Source organism: Bradyrhizobium sp. LCT2 (assembly GCF_009931255.1).
Taxonomy (GTDB): Bacteria; Pseudomonadota; Alphaproteobacteria; order Rhizobiales; family Xanthobacteraceae; genus Bradyrhizobium; species Bradyrhizobium diazoefficiens.
Genome location: NZ_CP034432.1, coordinates 6,033,490 through 6,058,150 on the forward strand (window position 1 = coordinate 6,033,490; position 24,661 = coordinate 6,058,150).

At 63.8% G+C, this 24,661-nt stretch carries 21 protein-coding genes; 8 read left to right on the top strand and 13 right to left on the bottom strand.

The annotated features are described in order from the left end of the window. Nucleotides 1–94 precede the first annotated feature (94 nt). Nucleotides 95–1,381 (top strand): M20/M25/M40 family metallo-hydrolase, encoded by a 1,287-nt coding sequence (locus EI171_RS29005; protein WP_161535357.1) that lies wholly within the window; start codon nt 95–97, stop codon nt 1,379–1,381. Nucleotides 1,382–1,420: 39 nt separating this feature from the next. Here EI171_RS29005 and EI171_RS29010 read toward each other — a convergent pair whose 3' ends face one another. Next, nucleotides 1,421–2,857: a HAMP domain-containing sensor histidine kinase gene (locus EI171_RS29010; protein WP_161535358.1), complete on the bottom strand. Its 1,437-nt coding sequence runs from the start codon at nt 2,855–2,857 to the stop codon at nt 1,421–1,423. 1 nt (nt 2,858) lies between these two features. Next, the gene (locus EI171_RS29015; RefSeq protein WP_011086528.1) at nt 2,859–3,533 is read right to left on the bottom strand and encodes a response regulator transcription factor; all 675 of its coding nucleotides are present in this window, start codon (nt 3,531–3,533) and stop codon (nt 2,859–2,861) included. 381 nt (nt 3,534–3,914) lie between these two features. Between EI171_RS29015 and EI171_RS29020 the strand changes: the two genes are divergently transcribed. Continuing rightward, a complete protein-coding gene (locus EI171_RS29020; RefSeq protein WP_028170832.1) occupies nt 3,915–4,151 on the top strand; it encodes a hypothetical protein in 237 nt (78 codons plus the stop codon). 391 nt (nt 4,152–4,542) lie between these two features. Here the strand turns inward: EI171_RS29020 and EI171_RS29025 are convergent, their stop codons facing one another. The 5 genes from EI171_RS29025 to EI171_RS29045 all read right to left on the bottom strand — a co-directional run bounded on the left by EI171_RS29025 (nt 4,543) and on the right by EI171_RS29045 (nt 9,745). After that, nucleotides 4,543–5,631, bottom strand: a complete 1,089-nt coding sequence (locus EI171_RS29025; protein ID WP_028170831.1) for a TRAP transporter substrate-binding protein — start codon at nt 5,629–5,631, stop codon at nt 4,543–4,545. Between the two features lie 207 nt (nt 5,632–5,838). Next, entirely contained in the window at nt 5,839–6,594 is a 756-nt protein-coding gene (locus tag EI171_RS29030) for a hypothetical protein (RefSeq protein ID WP_246740275.1), read from the bottom strand. A gap of 226 nt (nt 6,595–6,820) precedes the next feature. After that, nucleotides 6,821–7,912, bottom strand: a complete 1,092-nt coding sequence (locus EI171_RS29035; protein WP_028170829.1) for a TRAP transporter substrate-binding protein — start codon at nt 7,910–7,912, stop codon at nt 6,821–6,823. A 203-nt stretch (nt 7,913–8,115) separates the two neighbouring features. After that, the gene (locus EI171_RS29040) at nt 8,116–9,252 is read right to left on the bottom strand and encodes an Mrp/NBP35 family ATP-binding protein (RefSeq protein WP_161535359.1); all 1,137 of its coding nucleotides are present in this window, start codon (nt 9,250–9,252) and stop codon (nt 8,116–8,118) included. Between the two features lie 55 nt (nt 9,253–9,307). Further along, a complete protein-coding gene (locus EI171_RS29045) occupies nt 9,308–9,745 on the bottom strand; it encodes a VOC family protein (protein ID WP_011086522.1) in 438 nt (145 codons plus the stop codon). Nucleotides 9,746–9,929: 184 nt separating this feature from the next. Here EI171_RS29045 and EI171_RS29050 point away from each other — a divergent pair, with 184 nt between their 5' ends. The 6 genes from EI171_RS29050 (at nt 9,930) to EI171_RS29075 (ending at nt 15,554) form a co-directional block, all read left to right on the top strand. Next, entirely contained in the window at nt 9,930–10,802 is an 873-nt protein-coding gene (locus EI171_RS29050; protein WP_011086521.1) for an NAD(P)-dependent oxidoreductase, read from the top strand. Between the two features lie 21 nt (nt 10,803–10,823). Next, nucleotides 10,824–12,101, top strand: coding sequence for a sodium:proton antiporter NhaD (nhaD, locus tag EI171_RS29055; RefSeq protein WP_161535360.1), 1,278 nt, complete (start codon nt 10,824–10,826; stop codon nt 12,099–12,101). A gap of 137 nt (nt 12,102–12,238) precedes the next feature. After that, nucleotides 12,239–13,834: a HAMP domain-containing sensor histidine kinase gene (locus EI171_RS29060; RefSeq protein ID WP_038966223.1), complete on the top strand. Its 1,596-nt coding sequence runs from the start codon at nt 12,239–12,241 to the stop codon at nt 13,832–13,834. 44 nt (nt 13,835–13,878) lie between these two features. Next, complete coding sequence (locus EI171_RS29065) at nt 13,879–14,082, top strand: DUF1289 domain-containing protein (protein WP_011086518.1); 204 nt, start codon at nt 13,879–13,881, stop codon at nt 14,080–14,082. A 28-nt stretch (nt 14,083–14,110) separates the two neighbouring features. Next, entirely contained in the window at nt 14,111–14,665 is a 555-nt protein-coding gene (locus EI171_RS29070) for a TIGR02281 family clan AA aspartic protease (RefSeq protein WP_028170824.1), read from the top strand. Nucleotides 14,666–14,885: 220 nt separating this feature from the next. Continuing rightward, the gene (locus EI171_RS29075; protein WP_161537091.1) at nt 14,886–15,554 is read left to right on the top strand and encodes an outer membrane protein; all 669 of its coding nucleotides are present in this window, start codon (nt 14,886–14,888) and stop codon (nt 15,552–15,554) included. A 53-nt stretch (nt 15,555–15,607) separates the two neighbouring features. On the opposite strand, the gene dusA is transcribed toward EI171_RS29075, so the two are convergent. The 6 genes from dusA to EI171_RS29105 all read right to left on the bottom strand — a co-directional run bounded on the left by dusA (nt 15,608) and on the right by EI171_RS29105 (nt 24,642). After that, a complete protein-coding gene (gene dusA / locus EI171_RS29080) occupies nt 15,608–16,603 on the bottom strand; it encodes a tRNA dihydrouridine(20/20a) synthase DusA (RefSeq protein WP_161537092.1) in 996 nt (331 codons plus the stop codon). A 521-nt stretch (nt 16,604–17,124) separates the two neighbouring features. Next, nucleotides 17,125–18,843, bottom strand: a complete 1,719-nt coding sequence (gene phaC, locus EI171_RS29085) for a class I poly(R)-hydroxyalkanoic acid synthase (protein WP_161535361.1) — start codon at nt 18,841–18,843, stop codon at nt 17,125–17,127. A gap of 149 nt (nt 18,844–18,992) precedes the next feature. After that, nucleotides 18,993–20,369, bottom strand: a complete 1,377-nt coding sequence (locus EI171_RS29090) for a sigma-54 dependent transcriptional regulator (RefSeq protein WP_161535362.1) — start codon at nt 20,367–20,369, stop codon at nt 18,993–18,995. Beyond that, on the bottom strand, nt 20,362–22,257 hold the full coding sequence (locus tag EI171_RS29095; RefSeq protein ID WP_161535363.1) for an ATP-binding protein: 1,896 nt from the start codon (nt 22,255–22,257) through the stop codon (nt 20,362–20,364). The genes EI171_RS29090 and EI171_RS29095 overlap by 8 nt, the downstream gene beginning before the upstream one ends. After that, nucleotides 22,250–23,254, bottom strand: coding sequence for a cytochrome d ubiquinol oxidase subunit II (locus tag EI171_RS29100; protein ID WP_371740274.1), 1,005 nt, complete (start codon nt 23,252–23,254; stop codon nt 22,250–22,252). The genes EI171_RS29095 and EI171_RS29100 overlap by 8 nt, the downstream gene beginning before the upstream one ends. Next, the gene (locus EI171_RS29105) at nt 23,251–24,642 is read right to left on the bottom strand and encodes a cytochrome ubiquinol oxidase subunit I (RefSeq protein ID WP_246740277.1); all 1,392 of its coding nucleotides are present in this window, start codon (nt 24,640–24,642) and stop codon (nt 23,251–23,253) included. Before EI171_RS29105 ends, EI171_RS29100 begins: the two co-directional genes overlap by 4 nt. Between the last annotated feature and the right edge of the window lie 19 nt (nt 24,643–24,661).

Sequence of the window (24,661 nt, forward strand, 5' to 3'; positions counted from 1 at the left end):
GCCTCGGCGGTTCATGACGCGCGCGTCCGCGCACGTGACACGCGCCGCAAACACGGGCATACCGGGCCATCCTCCAACTGATGGACCGCCGCGCATGTCCCGATCGCACCCTGTTCCGTCGTTCACTCCCTTGATCGCATCGCTCTGGCTGGCATGTGCCGCAACGTTTGCGCATGCGGAACCGATGACCGATGTCCATGCATTGGCGCAAAAGGAGCAGCAGCCGCTGCTCGACACGCTGCGCGATCTCGTCGGCATCGAATCGGGCAGCAAGGACGTTGACGGCCTGGAAAAGATTGCCGAGCGCGTTGCCGGCCAGCTCAAGCAGCTCGGCGGCACGGTGGAGATTTTGCACCCCACCGACATCTATCGCCTCGACGACACGCCCGAGACAATCGGCCCGGCCGTGCACGCCGTGTTCAAGGGCACCGGCAGCAAGAAGATCATGCTGATCGCCCACATGGACACGGTGTACCTGAAGGGCATGCTGAAGGACCAACCGTTCCGCGTCGACGGTGACAAGGCCTACGGCCTCGGCATCGCCGACGACAAGCAGGGCGTCGCGCTCATTCTCCATACCGTGGCGATGCTCCAGAAACTCAACTTCAAGGATTACGGCACGCTCACGGTGCTCACCAATGGGGACGAGGAGATCTCCTCGCCCGGCTGGCGCAGCACCATCGCCAAATTCGCCGCGGATCAGGACGTGGTGTTCTCGTTCGAAGGCGGCGGCACCGACGGCACGCTGCGCCTCGCCACCAGTGGCATCGGCTCGGCCTATCTCACGGTGCAGGGCAAGTCCTCGCACGCGGGCGCGCGGCCCGAGGGCGGCGTCAACGCGCTGTACGAGCTCTCGCACCAGGTGCTGCAGATGAAGGACCTGTCCAAGCCAGAGCAGGGCCTGAAGCTGAACTGGACGGTCTCCAAGGCCGGCACCAACCGCAACGTCATCCCGGCCGACGCCACGGCCCAGGCCGATGCGCGTGCGCTCAAGGTCGCCGATTTCGACGAGTTGCAGAAGGCGCTGCAGGAGAAGATCAAGAATCGCCTGCTGCCCGACTCCAGGGTCGAGCTGAAATTCGAGGTGCGTCGTCCGCCGTTGGAAGCCAACGACGCCTCGCGCCGCGTCGCGGCCTACGGCAAGACGATCTATGGGGAGATCGGACTGTCCCTCAAGGTCGACGAGAAGGCGACCGGCGGCGGCACCGACGCCGCGTTTGCCGCGCTCAAGACCAGCGGAGCCGTGGTGGAAGGCATGGGCCTGTCGGGCTTCGGCGCGCACTCCAACGATGCCGAATATGTGCAGATCAACAGCATCGTGCCGCGGCTTTATCTGGCCACGCGCATGATCATGGACCTGTCCACGGGTAAGCTGAAATAGCGGCCGCCCTAAAGTGGACGCCGATGCAAAGCATCGGCGTTATGAGGACGGCGGCCGAAGGCCGCCTATGCCACCCTCTCCCACATCCGCCTTCGCCAAGGCTTCGGCGGATATGAGGGGAGAGGGGCCGCCTGCCCTCTCCGCCAGCCGAAACCGCAGCGTGAACTCCGCGCCGCCACCGGGAAGGTTCTCCACCGCCACCGTCGCGTCATGGTCCTCCGCCACGCCGCGCACGATCGAGAGCCCCAGACCGGCGCCGTCGCTGCGCTGGCGGTCGGCGCGCCAGAAGCGCTGGAAGATCAGCTCGCGCTCGGCGTCCGCGATGCCGGGACCGCAATCGCGCACGCGCACTACACCGTCGTCACCGACCTCGACATCGACGGACGTATCCTTTGCGGTGAACTTGATGGCGTTTTCGGCGAGGTTGAAGATCGCGCGCTGAAGCATCTCGGAATTGCCGTGGACCATCACCGGCGCGTCGGTGCCCCTGAGTGCGATGTCCTTGTGCTGGGCGAGCGCGAACGGCGCGATCGCGCCGACCACCTCGGTGCAGACGGCGCGCAGGTCGGCGGTCTCGCCGGGATCGAGCACCAGCGTGTCGAGCTCGGCGATCTCCAGCAGCTGGGCGACGATGCGGCTCATGCCCTCGATGTCGGCATGCAGCGCCTGCCTCGCCTCGCGGTCGCCGAGCGTCTCGATCCGCGTGCGCAGGATCGCAAGCGGCGTGCGCAATTGATGCGCGGCATCCGCGGTGAACTGGCGTTGCACGCGAAAGCCGTCCTCGAGGCGATCGAGCGCCTGGTTCACGGCGGTGACGAGCGGCATGATCTCGCGCGGGATCTGCTCCGTCGGCAGGCGGATGTCGGTGCGCGCCGGGCCGATATTGCTGGCCTCCTCCGAGGCCTTCCACAGCGGCGCGACCGCACGGCGGAAGATGATGATGTCGGTCGCGAGCAGGATCAGCAGGATCGGGATGGTGATCCACCCGACCCGCCGGAAGAAGTTCGAGATGATGTCGTCGATGATGACGTCGCGGTGCGAAAGATCCTCGGCGACGCGGATGCGCACCGTCCTGCCCTCGATCACGCGGCTCACGCCGGCACCGGAAATCGTCTCGGACAAGCGCGGCGGGGCGGTATCGCCGGTCTTTCGCCGCGACGAGAACAGCACGCGTCCCTCGGAATCGCGAATGTCGTACTGGTAGCGGCCATAGGCTTCCGAATAGAGGCCCTTCAGACTGTCGGGCAGATTGAAGGTCAACGTGCCGTCCGCCTGCGGGACGATGCGCTCGGCGAGCACCTCGGCCTGGGCGCGCATGGCATCGCGGTGCAGCTGGTCGACCTCCGAGTTGAGCAGCCAGAACAGCACCAGCGGCAGGAAGATCGCAACCACCGCGACCGCCACGATATGCAGGAACACGATGCGCGAGATCAGCGATTTGAACGTCGGCCTGGCGAATGACCGGGCGGCGGACACGCTATTTCTCCTCGGCCATGAGATAGCCGACGCCGCGGATGGTGTGGATCACGACCTTGGCGCCGTGTTCGGTGAGCTGCTTGCGCAGCCGCGAGACGTAGACCTCGACGGCGTTGGAGGCGACCTCGCCCTCGAGTCCGAAGATGTGATCCTCGACGTTCTTCTTCGGCACCACCCGCCCCTGCCGGCGCAGCAGGATCTCGAGCACCGAGGCCTCGCGCGCGGAGATGATCCGCGGCTGGTCGTCGATGAAGATCTGGCGGCTCTCGGTGTCGTAGACGAGGTTGGCCAACCGCAGCGAGCGGCCGAGCAGCTGGCCCGGCCGGCGCAGGATCGCCTCCAGCCGCGCCACCAGCTCCTCCATCGCGAACGGCTTTGCGAGATAGTCGTCGGCGCCGCTGCGCAGGCCGTTGACGCGATCCTGCAAGCCGCCGCGCGCGGTCAGCACCAGCACCGGCAGCGGCTCCATCTGCCGGCGCAGCTCGCGCAGCACCGACAGGCCGTCGCCGTCGGGAAGGCCGAGGTCGAGGATCATCGCGGCATAGCTGACGCTGCCGACCGCCTCGCGCGCCTCGGCCGCGCTGCTCACGATGTCGCTCTCGTAGCCGGCCGCCGACAGCCCGGCGGCCACCAGCCGCGACAGCTCGGCATTGTCTTCGACGATCAGAAGGCGCATCTCAGTCCCGCCGGATGTTCCGGTGTCATCTCACGGCCAAGGTTACGGCCAGGGCCGCATCATCGCTCTCATCCACCATTCCGGACGCCTCGGCCAGCGAAAAAACACGCGGCGGGCCTTCCTGTCAGGCTCACGTAAGCCGATCAGAAGTGTCCTGATAAAGCCGCGATGCCGGCCGGTGGAGCGCAACGAGACGGCATTGCCGCTTACAGGCCTCCGACGGTCATCCACCACGCACGCGGGTAGGATCGGATTCCAAACCCGAGCCCACCGCCGGTGAGCGCCTGATCCCGATGATATGGATCAGTTACTATCCAGGACTTGTTTGCTAATTTGCCGGATATGGGCAAATTTCTGTTCCAGGACGGAGGGACGAGCTTCATGAGCAGGCCGGTCAAGACTGAAGGCGAACTGATCGCAATGGCGAGGGCCGAGTTGAAGGTCCACGCCGACTGCCCCGATGGAATGGCGATTTCCATCGTTCGCGATGGCGCCTCCTGGGAGTTTCGCGCCGACGCGGATCAGGCCACGTCCGATCGACCCGGCTACCCCGAATGTGTCGCCATGCTGGTCCAGATCGGCGATCACCTCAGCAAGCAGTATGACATCGGGGATTAGACCGACCTCGACGCTTCGAACATGCGCGTAGCGACTTCAGAACGCGCGCTCGATCACCAGCGTCAGACCAAGCTGCGAATCCCATCACGACAAGCAGCGGAACTGCCGTTTCAAAGAACGGCAGCGCCATCCATCGGTGCGACTGCCCGTGGCTGATCCTGACCTGGCTCTCAAAACGCGGCACGGACCCCGGCTCCGCGATCATCGCCTGCTTCAGCTGATTTGTCCCGACGCATCAGGCTGTTGGCAGCATCCACTGAGCCTCTTGCCATGTCCCCTCGTCTATTGAGCATGGGCCGTTTTTCATGTTTTGAGTCTGTCACCTCCAGAGCTGCGACCGCAACGCCCCGCAGCCTTCGCTCCGGGGCGGTGCATGCGACAGAAGTCGCGATCAGCTCTGCGACCGCCGCGCCATGAAGATGTCGTAGCCGACTTCCGCGACCTGGAACCAGGCGTAGCCATCGCCGGTGAACTTGGCGAGAGAGTCGTGGACCTTCTTGAAGTTGGCGTTGGTCGCACCGACTTCGGCGTGCAGCTCCTTGGCGGCCTTGTAGCAGGCCTCCATGATCGGCGGCGAGAAGGCGTGCAGCTTGGCGCCGTTGGCGAGCAGCTTCTTCAATGCGAGCGGATTGGCTGTGTCGTAGCGTGCCATCATGTAATTGTTGGCGTAGTGGCCGGCCTGCTCCAGCACGCTTTGATAGTACTTCGGCAGCGCATTCCACTTGTCGAGATTGACGAAGGCCAGCAGCATCGGCCCGCCCTCCCACCAGCCGGGATAGTAGTAGTGCGGCGCGATCTTGTAGAAGCCGAGCTTCTCATCATCGTAGGGGCCGACCCATTCGGCGGCGTCGATGGTGCCCTTCTCCAGCGCCGGATAGATGTCGCCGCCGGCGAGCTGCTGCGGCACCACGCCGAGCTTCTGGAGCACGCGGCCGGCAAAGCCGCCGATGCGGAATTTCATGCCCTTGAGATCCTCGGGCGTGTTGACCTCTTTCCTGAACCAGCCGCCCATCTGGCAGCCGGTGTTGCCCGCAAGCAGCGAGACGACGTTGTAGCTCTTGTAGAACTCGTTGAGGACTTCCCGTCCCCCGCCCTGCATGTACCAGGCCTGGTTGATGCGCATGTTGGGCCCGAACGGCACCGCCGAGCCGAAGGTGAAGGTCGGGTCCTTGCCGAAATAATAGTACGAGGCGGTGTGGCCGATCTCGCAGGTGGCGTTCTGCACGGCGTCGAGCACCTGGAGGCCCGGCACGATCTCGCCGGCCGCGAATATCTGGATCTGGAATTTGTTGTCGGTGGCTTCCGCAACCATCTTGCACATCATCTCGGCGCCGCCAAAGAGCGTGTCGAGCGATTTCGGCCAGCTCGTCGGCATGCGCCATTTGATTTCCGGCATCGACTGCGCGATCGCGGGAGCGGCGAGCGTGGCGGCGCCGGCCGCACCAAGTCCTGTGACCTTGATGAAGTCTCTTCTCTTCATGATTTCCTGCCCTGATGGATCTGATTGTGAAGCCTTCTTGCCGAGGCTTGGGGCCAGCATGACGCAAGGCCCAACGGAATTCCATCGTCATCGCACTGCGGCAGAGAAAGGGCCTGGCCTCCTCCGGAGGCGCGAGTCTTGCGGCGTGCGACTTAAGGCGTAGCGCTTGGATCATCATCAGCCGCGGGTGCGCGAGCGGAGGGCGCGTCAGCAGATTTTCTGGAAACGCGGCCGCCAGCGCGGCAGCTCGACCGGCGGCAGCACGTAGCTTTTGCCCTCGGCCGAGATCGTCAGCGGCTGCCCGGAGTCCAGAAGATTGAAGACGCGATTTTCCAGCGCGCGCCATTTGTCTTCGGCAAGCTCGGGATAGCCGAGGTCCGGCTGGTTGAACATTGTGGTGTTCGGCGGGAAGGACTCGGGACCGGCGTAGGTGAAGCCGGCGAAATCCATCTGCGTCTTGCCGTTGGCGATCGTGATCGAGGCCTTGGTGTGGTCCTGTTTCGGCGCTTCCCCCGGATAGACCGCATCCATCTCGAAATGCGCGCCGCAGCCGATGCGAAATACTGTCTTGCCCCTGGTGTCGTAATAGCCGAGGTACGGCCTATCCTGGCGATCGATCTCGAATTTCCAGGCCCCCTTCCAAATATCTTTCGACATACCGCCGGCCGCCGATGCCGCAGACCACCCGAGCCACGTTACAGCGACAACGATTCCAAGCAGCCTTGCATGCGTCATCATGGCAAGCCCCCAACGCGATCCGCGATCGTCACTCCAGGGATCATCGGACAAATTTCGGATTCTGCGATGATCGCTTTCTGGCACTGTTTTGCCCGACGAATCAAGCGGCTTCGCAGAGCGCAGCCAGTGCCGCGAATGCAATGCGGCGGGGCCAAGCTGCGCTCGCAATGACGGGGGGGCCGATGCGCGCCAAATGACGATGTCGTTCCGGTCGCCGTCGGGCAAATCGCCCCGTCGGCACCGGCTGCTCCATGATTGCTCTGTCCCGCTGATTTGCCCCGCCCCGTCAAACTGTTGGCAGCATCCACCGAGCAAGGCGCCCCGGCCCCACTTCTACTGTGCATGGGGTTGTTTTAGACATTTTTTGTTTCTGACCCTGGATGCACCAGCAAAGAAAAAGCCCGGCCTCGTCTGGAGGCCGGGCTTTCCGATCTTGCGACTTCTTCGAAGATCAGCCGCGGGTGCGCGAGCGGATCATGAAGCTGTCGTAGGTGTACTCGGCAACCTGCCACCACAGATATTCATCGGAGCGGTAGGCCTGCATGGCGTCGATCGACTTCTTGAAGTCGGCGTTTTTGGCCGAGATCTCGCCCCACAGCTCGTTGGTCGCCTTGAGGCAGGCTTCGAGCACCTCGTTGGTGAAGGGACGAAGCTGCGTGCCGCCGGCCACCAGACGCTTCAGCGCCGACGGGTTCTGCATGTCGTAACGCGCGGCCATCCAGCTGTTGGCATTGGCCATCGCGTTGGTGAGGATCGCCTGGTAGTTCTTCGGCAGCGAATTCCACTTGTCCAGGTTGGTGAAGGCATGGACGGTCGGGCCGCCTTCCCAGAAGCCAGGATAATAGTAGTACTTGGCGACCTTGGCGAAGCCGAGCTTCTCGTCATCATAAGGGCCGACCCATTCGGCGGCGTCGATGGTGCCCTTCTCCAGCGCCGGATAGATGTCGCCGCCGGCGAGCTGCTGCGGCACGACGCCGACTTTCTGAAGCACCTGGCCGGCGATGCCGCCGATGCGGAATTTCAAGCCGGAGAGATCGGCAACCGTCTTGATCTCCTTGCGGAACCAGCCGCCCATCTGGGTGCCGGTGTTGCCGCAGGGGTGGCCAATCACGTTCGACTTCTTGAAGAACTCGTTGGCGAGCTCGTTGCCGCCGCCCTGGTACAGCCACGAATTCTGCTGGCGCGCGTTGAGGCCGAAGGGCACCGAGGCGAAGATCGCGAAGGTCGGATCCTTGCCGACATAGTAGTACGACACGGTGTGGCACATCTCGACCGTGCCGTTCGAGGTCGCATCGAGCGCCTGGAGGCCGGGGACGATTTCGCCGGCCGCGAACACCTGGATCTGGAATTTGTTGTCGGTCATTTCGGCGACGTACTTCGCCACCTGCTCGGCACCGCCATAGATCGTATCGAGCGACTTCGGGAAGCTCGAGGTCAGGCGCCACTTGATCTCGGGCGATGATTGAGCGATCGCCGGCGAGGCCACCGCGGCTGTCGCCGCCGCGCCTGCTGCCGACACTTTCAGGAAATCACGACGCTTCATTTTCAGGTCTCTCCTTGCTGGGGCGTTCCCCCGAACTTCCTCTTTGCCGCCGCTCATTCCGGCGACGCGCTTGGGCCGCGTCGAACCGATGGGGCTTGACTGCCGTGGGCGTTTAACACGGAAGCCCCGCCTGCGGAACGCGACATTGGCATGACGGGGCTCTACGAAAGTCGCATGTCCCCAATGGATTGGCGTCGCCCCGCTCAGGCCGCCGCGATGGCGCCCTTGAGCTGGTCCCGAACCTGGCCCGCAATGGCGCGGTAGATCGCCGCATGGGGGCCGTCCGGCTCGCTGTCGACGACGGGATTGCCGGCGTCCGAGGTAGCGCGAATCGCCATGTGCAGCGGGATCTCGCCCAGGAACGGGACTCCGAGCTTCTCGGCCTCGTGGCGCGCTCCGCCATGGCCGAAGATGTCGGATTTCGTGCCGCAATGCGGGCACTGGAAGTAGCTCATGTTCTCGACGATGCCGAGCACGGGCACGTTGACCTTGCGGAACATCGCAAGCCCCCGCCGCGCGTCGATCAGCGACAGGTCCTGCGGGGTCGAGACGATCACGGCGCCCTTCAGCGGCACGTTCTGCGCCAGCGTGAGCTGGGCATCGCCGGTGCCCGGCGGCATGTCGACGACGAGCACGTCGAGGCTACCCCATGCGACGTCGCGCAGCATCTGCGTGACCGCCGACATCACCATCGGACCGCGCCAGATCATCGCGGTCTCTTCCTCCACCAGGAAGCCGATCGACATGATCGCGAGGCCGAAGCGCCGGAGCGGAATCATCTTGCGCTCGCCATCCAGCTCCGGCTTGTCGCGCAGGCCCGTCAGCCGCGGCACCGAGGGGCCGTAGATGTCGGCATCCAGAAGCCCGACCTTGAGGCCGAGATCCCGCAGGCCCAGCGCCAGATTGAGCGCGGTGGTGGACTTGCCGACGCCGCCCTTGCCCGAGGCGACCGCGATCACGGCGGCGACGCCCGGAATCTCCGATTGCCGCGCCATCGGCGACCCACCGCCCTGCGGCGGCTTGTGGGCATGGACCGGCTGCACGCCCGGCGTGCCGCGGCTTGGCGTGGGCGGCGGCGGAGGTGCAGAGCCCGGCTTGCGCTCGGCGGTCAGCGCCACCATCACGGTGGTGGCGCCGGGAATGGCGCGCACGGCGGCCTCGGCCTCGGCCCGGACGGACTCCCAGGCCCTCGCCTCCGCGGCATCGACGTTGATCGAGAAGAACACCTTGCCGTCAGAGGCGCTGATCGCGCTCAGCACATTGGCATTGGGAAGCGCGACCCCGCGCGGCGATTTGATCCGGGCGAGGCTGTCGAGAACCTGTTGCTGCGTCACGCTCAAAGCGCATCTCCTTGAGTCCAGGATGTGCCCCATTAGAGCGGAAACGCCCAAAAGGCTACTGCCTGCCGATATCGTCAGCCATCTCGGCGGGCGCCGCCCCCTGCTCCAGGGCTGCCTCGTAATTCAGCTCGATCATCACCCCGTTGGGGTCGTGCACGAAGATCTGCCAGAGGTCGCCGCCGGGCACCTGGCGGGAGTCGAATTTCATCCCCTTGGACGTCAGCCGCTGCTTCATGCCGTCAAAACCGCGGCTGACGAAGGCAACGTGGTGGACAACGCCGGAATCCGGCTTTTGTGGCTCCGAGGTCGGAGAAATATCGACGAGGTGCACCACCGGCTTGCCCTCGCTGTACATCCAGGCACCCGGGAAGGCGAAATTCGGCCGGGCGCCTTTTTCCAGGCCCAGCACATCCTCGTAGAAGCGCACCGTCTCGGCCAGATTACGGGTCCGGATGTTGAAATGATCGAGGACGCCAACGCTCACGCCGCCCATTCTTTCGCTCCCTTTTTTTGAAGTCCTTTAGTCCCGCCATCCTAGCACAGGGGGCCGCCAAACGAAGCCGTTGCCCTCTGCCCTCAAGGGTTTATGGTGCGCCCCGATCCGCCTTCACGGCGGAACCCGGCGCGCCCCGCCCGGCAAGAACCGTAAAACCCAAACTACGGACAAGGTACCACACATGGCTAAAGTCGCTTTCCTCGGTCTCGGCGTGATGGGCTTCCCCATGGCCGGACACCTCGTGAAAAAAGGGGGCCATGAGGTCACCGTCTACAATCGCACCGCGGCCAAGGCGAAGGAATGGGCGGACAAGTTCGGCGGCAAGACCGCGGCGACCCCAAAGGCCGCCGCCGAGGGCCAGGATTTCGTGATGTGCTGCGTCGGCAACGACAATGACCTGCGCGCGGTCACGATCGGCCCCGACGGTGCCTTCGCCGGCATGAAGAAGGGTGCGACTTTCGTCGACCACACCACCGCCTCCGCCGAAGTCGCGCGCGAGCTCGACGCGGCCGCCACCAAGGCCGGCTTCAAGTTCATCGACGCCCCGGTCTCCGGCGGCCAGGCCGGTGCCGAGAACGGCGTGCTGACGGTGATGTGCGGCGGCGCCGAGGATGCCTATGCCGGCGCTGAGCCGGTGATCACCGGCGCCTATGCGCGGATGTGCAAACTGCTCGGGCCCGCCGGCTCCGGCCAGCTGACCAAGATGGTCAACCAGATCTGCATCGCCGGCCTCGTGCAAGGCCTCTCCGAGGGTATTCACTTCGCCAAGAAGAGTGGCCTCGACGTCGCCGCGGTAATCGAGACCATCTCCAAGGGGGCGGCGCAGTCGTGGCAGATGGAGAACCGCTACAAGACCATGAACGAGGGCAAGTACGATTTCGGCTTCGCGGTCGAATGGATGCGCAAGGACCTATCGATCTCGCTGGCCGAAGCCCGCCGCAACGGCGCCACCCTGCCGGTGACCGCGCTGGTCGACCAGTTCTACGCCGAAGTCGAGAAGATGGGCGGCAAGCGTTGGGATACGTCCAGCCTGCTCGCGCGCCTCAACCGCTGACACCTGACCATCTGAACGACCTTGCTGATCGCGATCGCCGCCATCTTCGTCCTGGCCTATGCGGCGATCGCGCTCGAGCACCCGCTTCGCGTCAACAAGAGCGCTTCCGCGCTGCTCGGTGCGGGCCTGCTCTGGAGTGTCTACGCGATCGCGACGGGCGACCACGCGCTGGTCGGCCGCCAGCTCGACGAGTCCGTCGGCTCCACCGCGCAGATCGTTTTCTTCCTGATCGGCGCCATGACCATCGTCGAGGTGATCGACGCCCATGATGGTTTCGAGGTCATCACCTCGCTGATCCGCACCACGAGCCAGGTGGCGCTGATCTGGCTGATCGGCTTCGTGACGTTCTTCCTGAGCGCGATCCTGGACAATCTGACGACCACCATCGTCATGATCTCGCTGATCCAGAAGCTGATCGCCCGTCGCGATGACCGCCTGCTGTTCGCCTCCCTCATCGTCATTGCCGCCAATGCCGGCGGCGCCTGGACCGTGATCGGCGACGTCACCACGACCATGCTCTGGATCGGCGGGCAGATCTCGCCGCTGAGGATCATGAGCGCGGTGTTCCTGCCCTCGCTCCTCAATCTGCTCGTGCCGCTCGCCTTCATCAGCTTCTCGCTCAAGGGCAAGACCATCGCGCCGCCGTCGAAGGACACCGGGCTGCTGGCTGTCGACCGGTTCGAGCGCAACCTGATGTTCTATCTCGGGCTCGGCACCCTGATCGCGGTGCCAGTGTTCAAGGCGGTGACGCATCTGGCGCCCTTCATGGGCATCCTGTTCGGGCTCGGCGTGCTCTGGCTGGTCGGCGAGATCGTGCACCGGCACAAGGACGAGCATGTGCGCCAGCCCCTCACGCTGGTGCATGCGCTGGGACGGATCGACATGACCTCGATCGTGTTCTTCGTCGGCATCCTGCTCGCGGTCGCCTGCCTCGAGCATGCCGGCCTGCTCTCGATGCTGGCCAAATGGCTCGACGCCACGCTCGGCCGACAGGACGTCATCGTCGTCGTGCTCGGCCTGCTCAGCGCCATCATCGACAACGTGCCGCTGGTCGCCGCGACCATGGGCATGTACGACCTCGCGCATTATCCGCCCGACAGCTTCATCTGGGAGTTCATCGCCTATTGCGCCGGCACCGGCGGCTCGATCCTGATCATCGGCTCGGCCGCGGGCGTTGCCGCGATGGGGCTCGAGCGGATCGAGTTCCTCTGGTATGCCCGCCGCATCGCTGGCCCCGCGCTCGCCGGCTATCTGGCGGGTGCGGTGGTGTACATCGCACAGCACGCGGCGCTGCATTGAGCGGTTCGGACCGGCTCCAGATTAACGCCCGGTTAACGTAATTCTTTAGCTCCTTAAGTCAGCTCTTAAGGATTTCTTGCCAGAGATAGACAATGCAGAAGGCCCGCGTCCGGCGTGGGCAGGAATCGTGTTGCTTGATGAGTAACCCCGCTGAAAAGCCTGAGGTTGTGCAGCTTCCGGCCGAGCCGGTAAGCGCTCCATCGGCGAGCAGCCGAAGGGCTGCGGCGCAGCGGGTGCGCGAGGCGCGCGATAAGTTAACGTCGACCAGTGGAACCCGGCCGGCTTTCGACGCCGAGATGCTGCGCCAATATGCCCAGACGCGGCTGTCGGCCTCCTACGTCGTGATGCTGCTGGTGGTTGCGACCGGCGTGCTGTTCGGACTGTGGATGCAGCCGATCCCGGCCGCGGCCTGGACCGCCGGCATGCTCTGCATCCACGGCGCGATGATCCGCAGCTGCCGCCGGTTCCTGACCGAGCCCGCCTCGCCCGCCGCAACGCGCGCGTGGCGAACACGCTTCGTCGTGCTCGACCTGCTCTACGGCCTGTGCTGGATGGCGATCCTGATCCATCCCGTGCTCGACATGGTCACGGAAACGCTGATGATGTTCCTGATGCTGCTGGTGATCGCAGTATCGAGCATGCTCGCCGCCAATCTGCCGATCGCCGCCCTTGCCGCCACCGCACCGGTCGCAGTCGCCATGGCGCTGAGCTTTGCGGTGACCGGCTCGCTGGACAATTACATCCTGGCCGCACTCGCGCTCGCCGCCGAAGGCTATTTCGTGCTGCTGGCGCATCGCCTGCATTCCTCGACCTTCGCCACGCTCGAGGCGCGCGCCGAGAAGGACGCGCTGATCGGCGAACTGGAGCAGGCCAAGGCGATCTCGGACGAGGCGCGCCACCGCGCCGAATCCGCCAATGTCGCCAAGTCGCGCTTCCTCGCGCAGATGAGCCACGAGCTGCGCACGCCGCTGAACGCGATCCTCGGCTTCTCCGAGGTGATGAAGAGCGAGATTTTTGGCGCGCATGCCGTGCCGGTCTACAAGGAGTACTCGGCGGACATCCACAATTCCGGCGTGCACTTGCTCAACCTCATCAACGAGATTCTCGATCTGTCGCGGATCGAGGCCGGCCGTTACGAGCTGAACGAGGAAGCCGTGTCGCTGGTCGGCATCGTCGCCGACTGCCACCATCTGATGAAGCTGCGCGCTTCCAGCCGCGGCATCACCATCCACGAGGTATTCGAGCAGGCCATGCCGCGGCTCTGGGCCGACGAGCGCGCGATCCGCCAGGTCGTGCTCAACCTGCTCTCCAACTCGATCAAGTTCACGCCGCAGGGCGGCGAGATCTGGCTCAAGGCCGGCTGGACAGCTTCGGGCGGACAATATCTCTCGGTGAGGGATACCGGCTCCGGCATCCCCGAGGACGAGATTCCGGTCGTGCTCGCTTCCTTCGGCCAGGGCTCCAACTCGATCAAGTCGGCCGAACAGGGCGCAGGGCTGGGCCTGCCGATCGCAAAGAACCTGATCGACCTGCATGGCGGCACGTTCACGCTGAAATCGAAGCTGCGCATCGGCACCGAGGTGATCGTCACCTTCCCGCCGGAGCGCGTGATGAGCGCGCTGGCGCCGCTGTCAGATGATTCTCCGCCGCTCCAGCCGGAGGGCTCCCTCGCGCCTGACGAGAAGCGCCGGCCGCGCCACAAGCCGATCATGAGCGCAGGCACGGGCTCTTAACGATATGCTTGCAGAAATGCCCGACCATCCCTCACTATGCCGAAATGAGCAAAGAAACGCCGTGCGTCGCCGTCTGCATGATCGATCCCAAGACCAAGCTGTGCTTCGGCTGCGGCCGCACCTTGCCGGAGATCGCGCGCTGGCACGCCATGGAAAGCGCGGAACGGCTCTCGGTCATGGCGCTGCTGCCGGCACGCATGGCGGAAGCTGGACTTGCGCCGATCGCGGGATCGCGGAAACACGCCTGACCGGCCGGCGCGCATATGGAGGTGCGCAATGATCCGCTTCCTGCTCGTTCTCGTCATGCTTGCCGGCACCGCCGGTGCCGTCGTCGCCTATGGCGATCCCGATCAGATCGCGCGCGCGAGCAACAAGGTCTCGCACATCTTCCGCACCCAGACCGTCACACCGGCACCCGCCGTGCAGATCCAGCGCGGCCAGGGCGGTGAATTCGCGCTGCGCGCGAAGATCAACGGCGTCGCCGCACCGATGGTGATCGACACCGGTGCGACCTCCGTGGTGCTGACCTGGGAAACCGCAAAGGCGATCGGGCTGCCGCTCGAGATGCTCGAATATGACGTCGATCTCGAAACCGCGGGCGGCCACACCAAGGCGGCCCGGCTCACGCTCGACCGTCTTGCCGTCGGCCACCTCGTCGAGAAATCGGTGCCGGCCCTCGTCGTGCAGCGCGGGCAGATGAAGACCAATCTGCTCGGCATGAGCTTCCTCGACCGCCTGGAGAGCTGGGGCGTGCGCGCCGACAAGCTGATGCTCACCGGCTATCCGGAGCTCCAGGGCAGCCCCCGCCGCGCGCGGATGGCGGTCGACTAGAGCGCCGACGCGAGCCGCCGCTCGCCAGCCGACAGGCTCGATCGCGCGGGCTGTGACCCATCCAGACCACGACTTCAGTTGGCGCGCCGCGAAAGCGCCGCGGTCTGGCATTTGGGCTATTTACCAACCGCCTAGTCGGTTTATAACAATCGCAGTCCCGGATCGGGGTTGGACAGGCGCTGCTCCCGAAGGGACGCGGCCAAGTGGGAGATTGTGAATGATGACTGCAAGAGCCGCGTTACGCCGCACGATGTGCGCCCTGCCCTTTGCGGCTGTGTTCGCCGCAGGCAGCGCCTGCGCTGCCGACCTGTCGCCGCGCTATGCAGCGCCCGCCTCCGCCTATACGGCACCGCAGCCGGTGTATTCGTGGACGGGTCTCTATGCGGGCTTCAACGCCGGCTATGCCGAGAGCGGCGACGACACCTTCAACAATCTCGCTGGCGCGACTGGCGGCAAGGTCAAGGGCGCCGTCGGCGGCGTGCAGATCGGCTACAACTACCAGCTCTCGCCGATGTTCGTGGTCGGCATCGAGAACGACTTCGAAGGCGCAGACATCAAGAACCACGACGCGCTCAACAGCGCCGCGGTCAGCCTGCCCTGGTACATGACCGGCCGCGCCCGCGCCGGCATCGCGACGATGGATTCACGCCTGCTGTTCTTCGGGACCGCCGGCCTTGCCGCCGGCGAATTCAAGGACGGTCCGATCAACAAGATGAAGATGGGCTGGACAGCGGGTGGCGGCGTCGAATGGGCGTTCCTGCCGAAATGGTCGGCCAAGGCCGAATATCTCTACACCGAGTTCAAGCACGACGACCTGCCGGACTGGAACGCCGCGAAATTCCACACCTTCCGCGTCGGCGTGAATTATCACTTCGACCTGTTCCGTTGAGGCCGATCGACGAAGAGCCGGATGTTGCGATCCGGCTCTTCACGTCGCGGCAGTCAGGCGGCCGCCTCCGCCGGCGCACGCACACCGACGCGCGCGATCGCATCGCGCAGCACGTCGAGACCGGCGCCCGGCTTTACCCCCTGCTCGGCAAGATGGCGGCGGAAGGCCCGCGCGCCGGGCACGGCGTGGAATGCACCGACGAAATGCCGTGTGATGGCGTGCAGCCGCGTACCGCGCGCGAGCTGCGCCTCGATATAAGGCATCATCGCTTCGAGCGCGTCCTGCATGGTCGCATGAGGCGCCGCCTCGCCGAAGATATCGGAATCGACGGAGAGCAGCCGCCATGGCTCCTGATAGGCGGCGCGGCCGAGCATCACGCCATCGACGTGTTCAAGATGCGCCTTCGCCTCGTCGATGCCTGGGATGCCGCCATTGATGATGACGGGCACATCGGGCATCGCGCGCTTGAGCCGATAGACGCGCTCGTAGTCGAGCGGCGGAATATCGCGGTTCTCCTTCGGTGACAGGCCGTTGAGCCAGGCTTTCCGGGCATGCACGATCAGCGCATCGCAGCCCGCTGCGACCACCGCGCGCGCGAGCGTATCGAGCGCCACCTCCGGGTCCTGGGCGTCGATCCCGATGCGGCACTTCACCGTGACGGGCGCCGCAACTGCGCGCTTCATCGCATCGACGCACCTCGCCACCAGCTCCGGCTCCGCCATGAGACAGGCGCCAAAGCGGCCATCCTTCACGCGATCGGACGGACAGCCGACATTGAGATTGATCTCGTCATAGCCGAACGCCTCGCCGATGCGCGCGGCCTGCGCGAGCTCGCGCGGATCCGAGCCGCCAAGCTGAAGCGCCACCGGATTTTCGCACGCATCGAACCCGAGCAGCCGCTCCCGGTCGCCATGAATGACGGCGCCGGTGGTCAGCATCTCCGTATAGAGCAGCCCCCGCCGCGTGAGATGACGGTGGAACACCCGGCAATGCCGGTCGGTCCAATCCATCATGGGCGCCACGGCAAATTTGCGCCCTAAGCTGTTCATCTTATTGAGGTATTTCAACTCCGATCAGTCCTTTATGTGATTAGACCGACTGAGAATTCTCGTTTGACGAGGGCTTCCGTAGCCTGGCTCTTCTAGGACGATATTTGCATGAATTGGAAGCGGAAATCGCTTCTTCGGATTCTCAGTGCACACGTCAGGCGGAGGTCAAGGCGTGCATGTGCAGGCAAAGCTTCTTTGGACATCGAGGTTGTAGCTGCCTGAGTCATACTCACTTCGCGGTGTGAGTATAATTTCTGCTCACGAATTTCCCTCTTCAATCGAGACCTTCGCAGCCCAGCTCGCGCAGAGAAGAATCCCTGCGCGCCCGCCACAATGTTCGAGATCTGCTTCCGCTCCGCTCGGACTTTTCTGTGGCAGCTTTTAGTAACCTATCGACATCGTCAAACGGTACAAAGAGCAACCCATAGTCATTTCTGATGATGAGATCGCCTCGCTCAGCGACCGCTTTGACGGCTAACGCTCCCGCTACCTTCCAATCGTTCCATGACCGTTCAACGATGTCAGTTCGCCTTCGCTTTCACATATCGGCCCGGTGCCGCTTCCCCCGGCGGATAGAGGTTGCTGCCGAGTTGCGTCCGGGCGGGCACCCGGTCTTCAGCCCACGGCTTGAGCCACGCGATCCAATCGTTCCACCAACTGCCCGGCCTTTCGTCGGCGCTCGCAAGCCACGCGGCGGGATCGTCGCATCGCTGGTCCGACAGCCAATAGCTTCGCTTGTTCTTGGAGGCGGGATTGATCACGCCGGCAATGTGCCCACTGGCGCCGAGCACAAAGCGGGTGTTGCCACTGAACAGGCCGGTGGTGCGATAGGCCGATCGCCACGGCACGATATGATCTTCGGCGGTCGCCAGCACGTAAGCAGGCAGATCGACCCGGGCCAGATCGACAGGAGTGCCGCACATTGTCAACCGGTTCGGCTCCCGAAGATTGTTCTCCAGGTACATGTTCCTGATGTAGAAGCAATACATCGGTCCGGGAAGGTTGGTGACATCCGCGTTCCAGAACAGCAGATCGAAACGCTCCGGCGACTTTCCCTTCAGATAGTTGTTGATCACGTTCGGCCAGATCAGCTCCTTCGACCGCAGCGTCTGAAAGACGAAGCCGAGCTCGGCGCCGCGGTAGATGCCTTCCCTCCCGATCGTCTGCTCGCGCTGCCGCACCCCTTCCTCGTCCACGAATACGCCAAGATCGCCCGGTTCCCGGAAGTCGAGCATGGTCGTCAGCAACGTCACACTGGCAACCGATTCATCGCCGCGCGTTCGCAGAATGGCGAGTGCGGATGACAAGATCGTTCCGCCGACACACCAACCCAGGACGTTGATCTTGTCTACACCCGAAATCGATCGGGCGATGTCGATGGCGCGTATGGCGCCATCCTCAACGTAGTCGTCCCATCGAATGTGGCCACAGGAGGCATCCGGGTTGCGCCATGAAACCACGAAGACCGTGAAGCCGTTCTCGACCGCGAATCGAACGAACGAATTGGCCGGCTGGAGGTCGAGAATGTAGAACTTGTTGATGCAGGGCGGCACGATCAGCAGAGGCCGGCCAGCCACCTGCTCCGTCGCAGGCGCGTATTGAATGAGCTGAAACAGCTCGTTTTCGAACACAACCGCGCCCCTGGATGCGGCGACATCCTTTCCGACCTCGAAAGCCTCCTCATCCGTGATCGTCAGGCTACCCCTGCCCAGATCGCTCATCAGGTTTTCCAGGCCCGCCTTGAGGCTTTGACCTTCGCTGTCCGTCGCGAGCTTGATGACATCCGGATTGGTGGCCAGGAAATTGGTCGGGCTCATCGCCTCGATGAGCTGGCGCGTGAAGAAGCGCAGTCGATGCTTTTCCTTCTCGTCGAGATCGAGCGCCTCGACGAAGTCGACGCAGTAGCGCGAGTTCAGCAAATAGCATTGCTTCAACAGACTATAGGCCGCATCGTCCCGCCATTCCGTGGCGTTGAACCGGCGATCGCCGCGTGCAGGCTCAATGCCTCCTTCGCCTTGCACGCCGGCGGCCGATTTGATGACGTGCTCGGTGAGCTGGTATAGCCGCTTCATGTGCTCGGCCTGCAATTCGGCGAGACGCCCCGATAAATTCAGGGCTGAGCCGAGGTTCGCCCCGTCGCGATCGCTGTTCGGTGCCCACCCAAGCGATCGCCACAGACTTTCCCCCGCCTTCAAAAAGCCCTCGACAAATTCATCAGGCACGTTGAATGGCCGATTCATGGCGTTCCTCAAGATCTGATTGGTTCGTTGCCTTCCGATAACGGGCGGCTTCTGCCGGCGCCCTTTGCCCTCGGCTGCACCGGGAGCGTGCTAGCTATCTGGGCCCGCATGGGCGGGCCGGTCGGTTCGTCCCACGGTCCGCCGCGATCTCAGGACCCGGAGCGGACGGCCGCACCCTCCCTGATGCCATCGACATTCACGGAGAGGCGTTTGATCTTGTCGTACAGCGTCTGCTTCGGAATGCTGAGAAGCGCGGCCGTTGCCTGGACGTCGCCCTGCTTGCGCCGGAGCGCGTCCTCGATGATCGATCGCTCGATGTTCTCGAGTTGCCGCGGCAATGACACATCCGACGTACCGAAACCGGATTTATTGACCGCCTTGCTGTCGAGGACACCGAGCACGAAACGGTCGGCGACGTTGCGAAGTTCGCGTACGTTGCCCGGCCACGAATAGGCCAGCAGGTGAGACATGGTCTGTTCGTCCAGAATCGGGGCGTCACGCTCGAACCGCCTCGCCGCATCCAGGGTGAATTGCTCGAACAGCAGCGGGATATCCTCCCGCCGTTCGCGCAACGGCGGGAGCTCGATGAAAGCGACGCCGAGGCGATAGTACAGATCGGCACGAAACAGACGCTTTTCGCTCAGCTCGAGCAAATTCACCTTGCTCGCAGCCACGACACGGCAATCCACCGCGATCGCCTTGTTGGTGCCGACGCGCTCGATCGAGCGATCCTGGAGCGATCTCAGCAATTTAACCTGGACGCTCAGCGGCATGCTCTCGATCTCGTCGAGGAACAGCGTTCCGCCACTGGCGTATTCGATCTTTCCTATCCGCTGACGGGTGGCGCCGGTGAACGCGCCCACCTCGTGGCCGAACAGCTCGCTCTCGACCAGCGATTCCGGCAGACCGCCGCAATTCACCGCGACATAATTGCCGCCGCGGCGGCCGCTGTGATTGTGCAGGCAGCGCGCGACGACGTCCTTGCCGGTTCCGGTCTCACCATAGATCGTGACGTCGACATTGGTCGCCGCCAAGGTGGAGACGAGCCGGCGCACCTCCTGGATCTGCGGTGATCGGCCGAGCAAGCTCGCCTCGATTCCGTTGCGGTCCGCCAAGGCGGACCGCAACGATCGCACCTCGAGCGTCAGCCGCCGCTTCTCCGCCGCCCGGCGCACCACTGAGATCAACTGCTCCGAGGAGCAGGGCTTCTCGATGAAATCATAAGCGCCGGTCCGCATTGCCTGCACGGCCATCGAAATATCGCCATGACCCGTGATCAGGATCACAGGCAGATCCTGGTCCAGTCGGCGCAGATCGGACAGCCAGTCGAGACCGCTACGCCCGCGCAGGCGCACATCGCAGACCACGACAAAAGGCATATCTGCCCGAACGGAGCCGCTGGCGCTCTCAACCGAGGCAAATCCGGAAACGGAAAATCCTGCGAGCTCGAGCGCCTGGACGCCGCCGATCCGGACGTCGTCGTCGTCCTCGACATAGATCACGCCGATCGATTGGTCATCACCCATGCGAGGCCGCCTCTGCTATCTCTGCCAATGGAAGGGTCACGACGAATTCGGCACCATCAGGCGTCAGGTTTCGCGCATGCAGTTCGCCGCCGAACGAGCGTGCAATGTGATTAGAAAGCATCAGGCCAAGGCCGAGCCCCTTTCCCGCGGGCTTGGTCGTCACGAACGGCTCGAACATGCGCTGCAGGACGTCGGAGGCGATCGCCGGCCCGCTGTTGCTGATCACGATGCGGCAGCGGACGGTCTGCGCCTCTTCCCTGCCCGCCCGGATTACGATCGACTTCCGCTCGACGCTCTCCACGGCATCGAGCGCGTTCGCCACGATGTTGCACAACAGCTGCTCGAGCCGCGTCTGATCGGCAATCACGCAGAGTTTCGCGTCGACCTCCGTCGCGATGGCGACGCCGCCCTCCCTGACGCGCCCGGAGAGAATCTTGAGCGATTCAGCCACCGCATGCTCGACGGACACCGCACCAAGCGGGCTGCTCGACTTGTAGGCGAACACCCGCAATTGGCTGGTCAGACGGCCGAGCCGCCGCACCAGTTCGCCAATGCGCGTGAGATTTCCGCGAGCATCGTCAATCAATCCGCGGTCGACCAGCAGGACCGCATTGTCGGCGGCGGTTTGCAGCGCCGCCAGCGGCTGGTTCAGCTCGTGCACGATGCCCGCCGACATCTGGCCGAGGGCCGCCAGCTTGCCGGCATGAACGAGTTCATCCTGCGCAGCCCGCAATTCGGCGGTGCGCTCCTGCACCCTGGTCTCGAGCATGTCGTTGGCCGCCTGCAACGCGGCTTGGCTCGCCAAGCGTTGCTTGATCTCCCGGCGGCGTTGCTCGACAAGACCAAGCGCCAGCAGCGCGACGAGGGCGGCGAGACCCGATATGATCCCGATGATGAGCGCGGTCTGCCGCGTGGGCGCCTCGTCGTCGAGAAGCACGAGCTTCCACAGACCGCGGTTGATTGGGACCTCGCTGACCGTATAGGCGGTACCGTTCTCCGCTATGATCCGTGCCGTGCCGTTCTCAGATTGATCGACGAGCGTCCATCCAAGTGGCACAAGATCGTGGTTTCCGTAGGGTTTGAATCGCGCAATGTCATCACGTGTTGGAACCGAAAGCGGCGCCATGGGGCGATAGCGCCACTCGTCGCGGGCGGCAAGGATCGTCACCTTGCGCTCGTCGACCAGAAGAATGTCGTTGTCGGTGCTGCGCCAGGCCCGCTCGAACGAATCCAGATTGACCTTGACGGTCGCGATCCCCTTTGTCGTTCCGCCGTCCTTCAGCGCATAGGACAGATAGTAGCCGGCGCGCGCGGTCGTGATACCGACACCAAAGAAGGCGCCGCGGCCATTCGAGAGCGCTTCGCTCACATAGGGGCGATACGACAGGTTTTCGCCGAAGGGCGTGCCGGGCTGGTCGAAATCAGCCGCGGCCAATGTCGCGCCGGTGACGCCAAGGACATAGAGATTGTCGGCTCCCGCAAGCAGGTTGATCGACTTCAGATACAAGCTGACGTTTTGCTGCAGTGCAGGATCGCTGGGCGCCTCGAGCAGCCGGAACACGCTGGGCGATGTCTCCAGGAGAGACGGAAGATATTCAAATCTCGACAGGTAGCCGTCGAGCCTCGCGGCCTCGACGGTCAGCCGCTGCTGGGCCGCGGCGTGCAGATGGTCCAGTCCCCGGCGGAACGTGACCATGTATCCCAGCCACGCCGCCGCGGCGACCAGCGCGAGGGCAAATGCGCCACGAACGAGCCAACGCGTGGAAACCGGCACCACCGAACTGACTTTGGCAGGTCCCTTGACGCTCACCAGGGATAGAAGCTCCGTCATCTCCTGAACCAGCACAAACTGTGGAGCACCGGCCACTGCGGACGACGGCTCACGCATAGTCCAACTCTATGGCCTTGCCTCGGAATACGCGATAGGAAAATCCGGTGTAGGCGATGATGACCGGCAGTGTCACGCAGACCCCGATCAGGATCACCTTCAGCGACTCCGGGCTGCTGGCGGCCTGCCAGACCGTGAGCCGGTCGATCACGACAAACGGATAGATGCTGTAGCTGAGCCCGAGGAAGCTCAGGAAGAAGACCAGGACCAGCAGCGCGAAGGGCAGCCAGCACAGTGCCTCGCGCACGGCTGGCGTCCCCAGCAGAAGGCGAACTGCCAGCAGCGCAACGCCGGACGTGATCGGGATCGCCGCCACCGCGATGATCGCCGGCAGCGTGAACCACCTGACGCGGACGGTCTCGCTGATCCATGGCGTTGCCATCGAGATCAGGATCAGGCCCAGGACCATGGGTGCCCAAGCGATCTTGCTCCACTCGATCGCCTTCTCCTGCAGTTCACCCTGCGTCTTCATCACGAGCCATGTCGCGCCCAGCAGCGCATAGGCCATCGGCAGCGCAGCGGCGATTGCGCCGGCAAAGATCGGATAGTTCCAGCCGTCGCCAAAGCCGCTGATGTAGCGACCGAGCATCCAGCCCTGGCATACCGACGCAAGCATCGACCCGGCGATGAACATGCGATCCCACATTGCCTTCCGGCCGGTCTTTGCCTTGACCCGGAAATCAAACGCTGCGCCGCGGAGGACCAGGCCGACCAGCATCAGCGCGGTCGGAAGATACAATTCCGACAGCACCAGCCCATGCGCTTTCGGGAACGCGACCAGCAGCAGACCGACGCCAAGCACGAGCCAGGTTTCGTTGGCGTCCCAGAACGGGCCGATCGACGCGACCATGGTATCGCGCTCCTCGGGCGTCGCGCGGTGCATGAGCATGCCGACCCCAAGATCGTAGCCGTCGCTCACGACGTAGACGAGCAGCGACACGCCCATCAACCCGATGAAGATCAGTGGAAGCATCTCGTCGAAGGACATCAACGTCATGCGAACTCTCCGCGGCTGCGATAGCGATGCGGATCCTCTGCAAAATCCTCCGACATGATGGCCTCCGCGCCCTTTTCCGGCTTCTCCGCCATGTATTTCAGCACGCCGACATAGGCCGCCAGCAGGCCGACATAGAGCGCCACGTAGATGGCCAGGGTCAGCGCGATACTAGCTATTGGAACACGCGAGACGACCTCGCTGGTTCGAATCAGGCCTGATACGATAAAGGGCTGGCGCCCGATTTCCGTCACGTACCAGCCTGCGATGGTTGCGACCCACCCGGCGAAGGTCATCCCCGCGAACAGTTTGAGCAGTGGTCGCGGCATAAGGGAAAAATCCCAACCATCGCGCCAATGCCGCCAGAGGCCGACCCAACTGACCAGCAGCATCAGGATGCCCGTTCCCACCATGATTCGGAACGACCAGAACAGCGGCAGCACCGGCGGATGGGCAGATGGAAACTCGTTCAGCCCCTTGAGCTCCCCGTCAGGGTCGTGACGTAGGATCAGGCTCGCGAGCTTTGGCACCGGCAGCTCGAAACGGTTCGACCGCGTCGCATCGTCGGGAATCGCAAACAGCAGTAGCGGCGCGCCACGCGTGGTTTCCCAGATGCCTTCAACGGCCGCGATCTTCTGCGGCTGATGCTCGAGCGTGTTGAGCCCGTGAAAATCGCCGGCCACGATCTGTGCGGGTGCCGCCAGCGCTGCGAACACAAGCCCCGTTCGCAGCACACGCGATACGCTCGTTGTCGCAGCGCCCTTCAGAAGCTGCCAAGCACTGATCCCGATCAAAAGGAACGCGCAAGTCAGCGACGATGCAAATACCATATGGACGAAGCGATAAGGAAAGGATGGATTGAAGACGATCTCCAGCCAATTCTTCGCATGGAATTGGCCGTCGACGATCTCGTATCCGGCCGGCGTCTGCATCCATGAATTGAGGGCGAGGATCCAGAACGCGCTCATCAACGTGCCGAGCGCGACCAGAAAGGTCGCCCCCAGATGAATCATCTCGCCGACGCGGCGGTGGCCGAACAGCATCACACCGAGAAAGCCCGCTTCCAGGAAGAACGCGGTCAACACCTCATAGCCCAGCAGCGGGCCTGCAATATTGCCGACCCGCTCCATGTAGCCCGGCCAGTTGGTGCCGAACTGGAAGCTCATAGTGACGCCGCTGACCACCCCGAGCGCAAATGTCAATGCGAACACCTTGGTCCACAGCCGATAGGCGCGCAGCCAGTCCAGCTTCTGCTGCGGGTCGGTTGCGCGCAGATGCCTCAGGCGGAAGAACAGCAGCACCCAGCCCAGTGCGATCGAGATCGACGGAAACAGGATATGAAACGTGATGTTCGCGGCGAACTGGATACGCGCGAGGAACACGGCGTCCATCAGCATCCTCTCCAGGTCA

Bases quoted from the DNA above. Each gene is read 5' to 3' on its own strand.
- EI171_RS29050 (WP_011086521.1), top strand. From the start codon at position 9,930: ATGGCTAAAGTCGCTTTCCTCGGTCTCGGCGTGATGGGCTTCCCCATG.
- EI171_RS29005 (WP_161535357.1), top strand. From the start codon at position 95: ATGTCCCGATCGCACCCTGTTCCGTCGTTCACTCCCTTGATCGCATCG.
- phaC (WP_161535361.1), bottom strand. From the start codon at position 18,843: ATGAATCGGCCATTCAACGTGCCTGATGAATTTGTCGAGGGCTTTTTG.
- EI171_RS29075 (WP_161537091.1), top strand. From the start codon at position 14,886: ATGACTGCAAGAGCCGCGTTACGCCGCACGATGTGCGCCCTGCCCTTT.
- EI171_RS29035 (WP_028170829.1), bottom strand. From the start codon at position 7,912: ATGAAGCGTCGTGATTTCCTGAAAGTGTCGGCAGCAGGCGCGGCGGCG.
- EI171_RS29060 (WP_038966223.1), top strand. From the start codon at position 12,239: ATGAGTAACCCCGCTGAAAAGCCTGAGGTTGTGCAGCTTCCGGCCGAG.
- EI171_RS29015 (WP_011086528.1), bottom strand. From the start codon at position 3,533: ATGCGCCTTCTGATCGTCGAAGACAATGCCGAGCTGTCGCGGCTGGTG.
- EI171_RS29105 (WP_246740277.1), bottom strand. From the start codon at position 24,642: ATGGACGCCGTGTTCCTCGCGCGTATCCAGTTCGCCGCGAACATCACG.
- EI171_RS29065 (WP_011086518.1), top strand. From the start codon at position 13,879: ATGAGCAAAGAAACGCCGTGCGTCGCCGTCTGCATGATCGATCCCAAG.
- EI171_RS29025 (WP_028170831.1), bottom strand. From the start codon at position 5,631: ATGAAGAGAAGAGACTTCATCAAGGTCACAGGACTTGGTGCGGCCGGC.
- EI171_RS29020 (WP_028170832.1), top strand. From the start codon at position 3,915: ATGAGCAGGCCGGTCAAGACTGAAGGCGAACTGATCGCAATGGCGAGG.
- EI171_RS29090 (WP_161535362.1), bottom strand. From the start codon at position 20,369: ATGGGTGATGACCAATCGATCGGCGTGATCTATGTCGAGGACGACGAC.
- dusA (WP_161537092.1), bottom strand. From the start codon at position 16,603: ATGAACAGCTTAGGGCGCAAATTTGCCGTGGCGCCCATGATGGATTGG.
- EI171_RS29045 (WP_011086522.1), bottom strand. From the start codon at position 9,745: ATGGGCGGCGTGAGCGTTGGCGTCCTCGATCATTTCAACATCCGGACC.
- EI171_RS29100 (WP_371740274.1), bottom strand. From the start codon at position 23,254: ATGACGTTGATGTCCTTCGACGAGATGCTTCCACTGATCTTCATCGGG.
- EI171_RS29070 (WP_028170824.1), top strand. From the start codon at position 14,111: ATGATCCGCTTCCTGCTCGTTCTCGTCATGCTTGCCGGCACCGCCGGT.
- EI171_RS29095 (WP_161535363.1), bottom strand. From the start codon at position 22,257: ATGCGTGAGCCGTCGTCCGCAGTGGCCGGTGCTCCACAGTTTGTGCTG.